The organism is Candidatus Omnitrophota bacterium (assembly GCA_016929445.1).
Classification (GTDB): domain Bacteria; phylum Omnitrophota; class Gorgyraeia; order JAFGIU01; family JAFGIU01; genus JAFGIU01.
On sequence record JAFGIU010000127.1, the window covers coordinates 25,977 to 32,894 of the forward strand.

Below are 6,918 nucleotides of genomic sequence, written 5' to 3' on the forward strand. Positions count from 1 at the left end.
CTATCCTATTGCAATTCATTATGTTAGAAATCTCTCACATACTGCAGTTTAAAATAATCCTGGTTATAGGCACTCGTGGACGTATCCGGATCATAGGGGTTGTCTTTGTGCTCATACTCCCCTACGATCTTGCCGTCGACCAACTCATAGGTGGTCGTGAGCTTAAAAGTCTCAAGCTGGTTGTTGTCCGTATCCGTGTTGCGGCGATCCTTGAAGGAAAACTTTGCGTCAACATCCCATTTGTCTTCCACAATTTCAAAGCTGGCGGCAATGGACCATTGATCCTCTACATAACCGCGGCTTGATGAACCGCTAAAAGTCTTGATCTCTTTGTCCCACCCAAAGGTCCACTGGAGATTGTGGTAATCTTCCCAAAAATCCCAATCAATGCTAAGACCCGCATCCTTCTTATGCTCATCGGACGGGCTTCCGGTCAAATCATTCTTGCGTTCATGCGTGTAAGTCGGCTTGAACGTCATTTTCCACGGGTCAAAGGTCCAATCGAAATCCGTCTTCAGAGTCTTGGTCCTGTAGAACGTGCACAGACAACTCCAATGCTCTTCATACAGCTTGAGATCAAAAGAGAGTTTTGCATCGTCAGGAAGCTTAAAACTAACCTTGGGTTGAACAGTACGGTATTTCTTGGTCTTGTTTTGATCTCGGTCCAGGTCATCATGGGAAAATTCAAATTTGAAGTCCGCGCTGCTGAGGTCCCAAGCCTCTGCCCCAGACGGAGTGTATTTTAGATCCACTGTATGAGTGGCTCTGTCGGCAGTCTGTGAAGCCCCGTCCAGCTTGTATGCCTTGCCGATGCGCTTCCAAGTATAATCCGCGCCCAGTTCACTCCAAGGATCGAATTCCACTTCCACCAGAGAGCCGTAATCTTCCTGCTCATCATCGGAATCGTTGTCACTGTCCGGATCATACCAGGTATAGCCCCAATCTCCGGAAAGTTTAAGCCTCTCATCCAAGGCAGAAATTTCCCCGTCAATTCCCCAAGCATAGTTTTCGATAGGGGTCGTGGTGGCAGAAGTGTCCGCGGAATTCTTATCGTCTTTGATATGGATGAAGCCTGCGCCGATTTGCGCATCCCAATAGGGATTGGTCTCAACGCGAACTGCCGTCAGATTCCGCTCAAACTGACCGCTGGTCTCACGCGTTTCAAAATTCTCTTCCTTCTTGTCATTCAAGCTCTTGGGACGCTGAGTCCGGCCAACAACAACGGTCGTTTCCGTAGTCTTAAATAAGCGCTTGTCCACAAATTCTTCCTGGTATATTTGCCCGATATTGACCGGGCGGGAATCCGCAGTGCTGAAATCCAGATACCCGGGATTGATTCTGGCCACCAGAGGTTTCTTTTCTGCGCGTTCCGCCTGATGCCAAAACCGGATACCGTCTCTAACTTCACCATGCTTGATAAGATCCCCAAAATGAGAGGACGAAAACTCGCCTATGTCGACTTCGTTCTTTTTAGACTTGTCTTTGATATTGATCTTCACAAAATCCAGGACCGTACTGTCCCACTTATTGTGAAAGGCCTTGATATCAAAATTGACATCTGCGCCCATCAGTTCGAACTCCGTCTCCAAATCAGTCGTAAGGTGTGTTCCAGACATGGGATACGCAGTCATTGGATCCCGGTTATAGTGCTCAAAGGTGTTCGTTATCTTCCCGCTCAGACCCAAGGGCAACCGCTTCTTGGTACTTCTGCCCGCCTGCTGGGCCAGAGCCAGCTGATTGCTGCGGGACCGCAAAACCTCCTCCGCCACCTTCTTGCTCACCGCGCTCTGCTCATAGGGGCTCGGCTGCTGAGCAAGCAAACCGCCTTCCACCAAGTTTGAAAAGGCCGTTTCCACCAACAGTGCGCCCGCACTCTCCAAACTCAAGTCGGCAGCCGCAGCAAGCTCCGGGTTCAGTTCTTTAGCCGTTCTCATTTGCTCACCGGCCTTTGCCTGGTTCCCCTGCTGTTCAAACAAATAACTGTACAGGGCATGGACAAAGGGGCGTGATATCGACCCTTCGGAGGCAATCTCCTGGGCTTGCTCCAGCTTTTGTTGGGCACGAGAATATTCCTCTTGCATCAAGTAGACAAAAGCCAGCACAGCCACAGCAGTTTCATTTTTGGAATCCACATTGCGCACAAAGGTAAGTTCGTTCTCTGCCTGGGTGAAGTCCCCCACCGAAACGGCCAAAAGCCCTGCCCGATAGTGGGCATCGGGATCCTTGATCGCCTTCTGGACCAAGCCCTGGGCTACGTTCAAGGCCTCCTCCAGCTCGCCCTCCACCACCAAGGCTTCGATCAAACGCTTACGCGCTTCCATATTGTGAGGGTTGAACTTGATGGCCTCTTCCAAAAGAGTGACCGCTGCGGAATAGTCATTGTTTCTTGCCCGCAGAAGGGCCAAGTTTACATAAGAGGGCGCATGACCCGGCTGGTTGAGAATGGTATCCCCAAATGCAGCGGCTGCCGAATCCGTATCCCCTTCGGCCAGGGCCATCAGGCCTTTCTGAAAAACTCCCTGGGCCACATCCACCTTGAGTTCTCCCCCCACTTTGAGAAGACGCTGGTGGCTTGCAAGCATGGTGAGAGTGGAAGAGCCCGGCTCCACGGCGATGACTTCGAAGTCCGCCAGACGCCGGTCGCGCTGATAATAGGACATCACGGTCCCCACCTTGACCTCGTCTGCCTCACCCGTATCCACCGTGAAACGATTCTTTTCCAAATCAATGGCTGTAATCTTGGCATTCAGCTCAACGACCTTCTTTTTGAAATCCACACCCGCATCTTTGAGTAAAATCTTGCGCACCCGGTTCAGATAATCCATGGCCTCCGTATGCACGGGATCGAGTTCCAGGACCTTGCGCAATTGAAGCTGGGCCTGGCGATACTCTTTCTTTTTGTAGAGCTTTTTGGCTTCGGAAAAGAGCTCAGCCACTTCTTTTTTTAGCTCCTCAGGGCTGGGACTAACAGGTTCTGCAGGCTGAGCAGAAGCCGGGGAGGAAACAGAGGATGGTGAGGACTGCCCAGAGGCACCGGCTGCGGCCTCCTGAGCACAAACCTGCGGGGTCAGGGCGCAAAGCACCCCTGCCACCACAAGCCCTAATAGTAGCGGTAGAAGTCCTGGACTGCTTTTCAAAGCCGAGGGCTGGTCGGAATCCATGGTAACGCATTCTTATAACACAAATTACGTCACAACACAACGACTTAAAATAAGATACTAAAGAAAGTGACAGCTGTTCTCAGCCAGCTCAGCAGGAACAGGGGGAACGCTCCTCCGCATTCACACGCTCTGGAGCATTCCCCCTGTTCTCGAAATACGGTTTAGAAAGCTGCCACCCCAAGCCTTTAGGTGAGGGCGATATGGATCTGGTTGGGGGTGAAGCGGATGCGTCATGGCGAGCGAAGCGCGGTCATCTTTGAGGAACAAAGATCACCACGCCTCCTTGACAGCCGGCTCGTGACGACGACTGGGGAGCAAGTTGAAAGGGGGAACAACTGACAAATCCCACCCCCGGCCCGGACAAAAGAAGACCGAAGACGAAAGTTGCGCCGGTGCCCGCGGCCTCAATCTGCGTCTTCGGTCTCTGTTGTGCCTCTTGCTGTCTAATCCTTACGGCAACGGAAGGACATTGGAACTCACCGTACCATCGCTCACACTAAGATTATCTCCGGGAGATCCGCCTGAAATCGTAAACTCGGCCTGGCCTGTACTCAGGTCCACCGTAGCCGGGGCCGTCCCTGCGCCTGTCAGCGTAACATTGGCATTTCCCATGGCATGCTTGGCATTGACTTGGTTGGATCCGGACAAGTACCCGCAAGCATTCTTTTGGTAAACGATGACTCTGTAGGTTCCTCCGCCCTCACTGTGAATTTGCAGCTCAAGCCAATCATCCGTGCCCACCGCACCGCCGAAGTAATCCGTTTCTGGGATATTGTCGATCGCCACGACCTTATCCCCCAGGTAGTTGTTTGCGAGATCCTTAACTCCATCCGGGCTGTCGCCCTCAATCTCCACTTGGGCCCCCGGTGAGAGAGCATCGTTCAAGTGGAAGGTCATTTGGTCCGCATAGTAACACACCGTATGGATAGTCGCTCCGGCGACATTCCAGTTGGCATAGTCCATAATCGAATCAAGGTCCATATCCTCGTCAAAGAACACACGCACTTCGTACGGGGTCTCAGCTTCCGCACGCAAAACTCGCGGCGGTTCCTGATCCAAGGCCTGGAACATAACGTCATATTCCGAACTCATGACCGTACCATCCTGAAGCTTAATACGCGCAGTCTCGTATTCGGAGTTCTCAACATCAAACTCTGCAAAGCCATCGATGAAGGAAATTGTACTCGGAACAATGCGCACGCTCGGGCTGTTTGGATCATTGAGAATGATCCCATTCGCGGAACCGTTGTATCCGGAGAGTCGATGCCCCGAGCCGTCCCCTGCATAAGCATAGATGTGTACCCGCCCACCTGTGGTTTCAATGAGCGTACCGCTCTGGCTGCGGGATTCCAGAATATACTCTTCGACGTCGGCGATCCGGATATTCACCGTATTCGAAGTCTGGGACCCATTGTCCACATCAAGGGTGTAGTCCCCTGCCGTCACCGGGTCCATCTCCAGAATCACCTCTCCGTCGTCTGCAAGAACAAAGTTATACTGGCCTCCACCCAAGGCCCCATTCGCGTCCACCGGATTCCAAAGCACAGCAGCAGGACCCGAATCATTCAGATTGATGGTACCGGTGTAGTCTGTGATAACCCGGCCAAATGAATCCAGGGCACTGATCACAACCGGCAATCCTGTTAGATCCCCTCCTGCATCTGCCGCGACCCCAAAACGATCCAGGGCTTGTCCTCCGGCATCTGCAGCCGGGACAAAGGTGATCGTGGCTGTAACTCCATAGCCCACCACACTGAGATCCACTTCCTCCGGCTCTTTGTCGGAAATCGTAAAGTAGCCCGCACCATTGGCTATCTCCAAGTTATACTGACGGCCGGAAACGCGGTCATCCAAAGACAAAATAGTGCTATCCGAATCCAATCCGCCATTCTCACTGACTTCCAAGACCACCGACGCATCGAAACTACTGACCCTTGCATTTCCAATGTCCTGCGCCTCCACCAAGACCAACACACTCGCACTCGGCCCCTCGCCAACCGGCACAGTGGTGCTCGTAGGATACACACCAAAATGATCTACGGCCCCAATGCCCATTGTAGCCACTGCATCCAAGATGGAACTGCTCGGGGATTCATTGCCATGATCGTCCTCAGCCCGGACCTGGAAGTAATAACGCTGTCCCCCGGTCAATCCGCTTACGAGGTAACCGGCACCGGCACTCGTCGTAATGACACTGGCGCTGCCCGGAATATCCGCGGGATTGGTGGAGTAGTAAATGTTGTACTCGACCGAAGTATCTTCATCCACAGCCGGATTCCAAGACAAGAGAACCTGACCGCCCGAAGCCCCGGACTTCGCAGACTTCAAGCCGGAGAAGGTCGGGGCCAAGTCATCCATAAAGTCCTTCACAGCCAGCGGCACCTGTCCCGTGACCACCCGGGGATCATCAACGAAGACAAAAATGACATCAACGGCCTTGTTCGGGACAAAGGAGCTATTCCAGCTTGTTCCGCTCCCGGAACTCAATTCAAGATAAGTCGCACTCATATCCGTATACTCGATCTCAGCCCAGGGCGCATGAGCCAGGGCAGAGTCTGCCGTAAAGTAAACAGTCAGGTTCGATCCCAATTGCGGCGCAGCCGGACTCGTGGTAATGGTCCCGCTTTGCGCCAAGACCGGCACTTCAATAAACACATCGGCCTGAGCTTCCTCAGGATCCCGGAAGCCGTCCAAGTCCCCGTCATTCCACACCCTGAGCATGCCTTCGTATTCACCGGCACCCTGGCTGCCCGGCACATTGACCGTGACCGTGAAACTCATCTGCTGCCCTGCGCTGAGCACCTTGGTCTCGCCCAAAGACCACGAGGGACTAAAGCTGAAGTTGCTGTCAAAAAGATCCTCGACAACGTTCTGGATATTCTCCATCCACAGACTCTCGCGCTTCACATAATCCATGGTCCCCGTGCCACCGTTGCGAATCGTCACCGTAAAGTGATCGCTGCTTCCGGGTTCAATAACAGGCACCGAAATCATGCTCTCAACAATGTCAAGCACCGTCCCCCCCGCACCCCCACCTGCGGTACCGGATTTCTCTTCGGAGTTGTTTCCCTCGTCTCCCAAAGCATCATAGGCGCGAATCATGAAGTAGTACGTAACGCCTTCAGAGAGATTGTTAATGTCTTCAAAGTTCATCGCCCCGTTTGTGATATCAACGGGTGAGTCCGTGTGATTGTAATTGCCGGACTGATTACCAAAGTAGATCATATATCCCGAAGCATCCGGCACAGTATTCCAGTTCAGTCTTAAGGTTTGGAAAATAGACGGATCCACCACTTGAAATCCCGTGGGCGCCGGAAGCGGACCCGGATCAATGGTAAAGACCTCTTCCGTAGATTCCCCGATCACCGTGTAGCTCGCGTTCTGGGCCTCCACCATGAAGTAAAGCGGAGTGTAGTTGGGCAGGCTGGTCAGATCGTAGCTGAGCAGATTGCCCACGCTGAATCCGGAGCTTCCTTCAGCCGCTTCTGTTCCGGAATAGGCGGTACTGGTCCCGTAGTAGACCACATAATGATCCGCACCGGCCACAGAATCCCAGTATAGATCCACGTGTCCACTCCCCGACTGGCTCACGTTGAGGTTGAAGCCCACCACAGTGCCGCCTTCCATGATCACCTGAACGTCATTCAGCCAGTTGTTGTAGTTGTCATAAACTTCGATCTCCTGCAAACCGTTCATCATGTCCCCGGCAGCCAGCGACAACACCACATCATATAGACCCGTCCAGTTTGCCGGCCAC

Annotated in this window: 2 protein-coding genes; both read right to left on the reverse strand. The window is 52.9% G+C overall.

The features are described from left to right. Nucleotides 1-23 precede the first annotated feature (23 nt). A complete protein-coding gene (locus tag JW937_09880; GenBank protein MBN1587717.1) occupies nucleotides 24-3,161 on the reverse strand; it encodes a tetratricopeptide repeat protein in 3,138 nt (1,045 codons plus the stop codon). Between the two features lie 450 nt (nucleotides 3,162-3,611). Next, nucleotides 3,612-6,918, reverse strand: a 3,307-nt coding sequence (locus JW937_09885) for a fibronectin type III domain-containing protein (protein ID MBN1587718.1), incomplete at its 5' end; no start/stop codon positions are given.

Excerpts from the sequence above, each read along its gene's own strand:
- JW937_09880 (MBN1587717.1), bottom strand. The coding sequence starts at position 3,161 with ATGGATTCCGACCAGCCCTCGGCTTTGAAAAGCAGTCCAGGACTTCTA.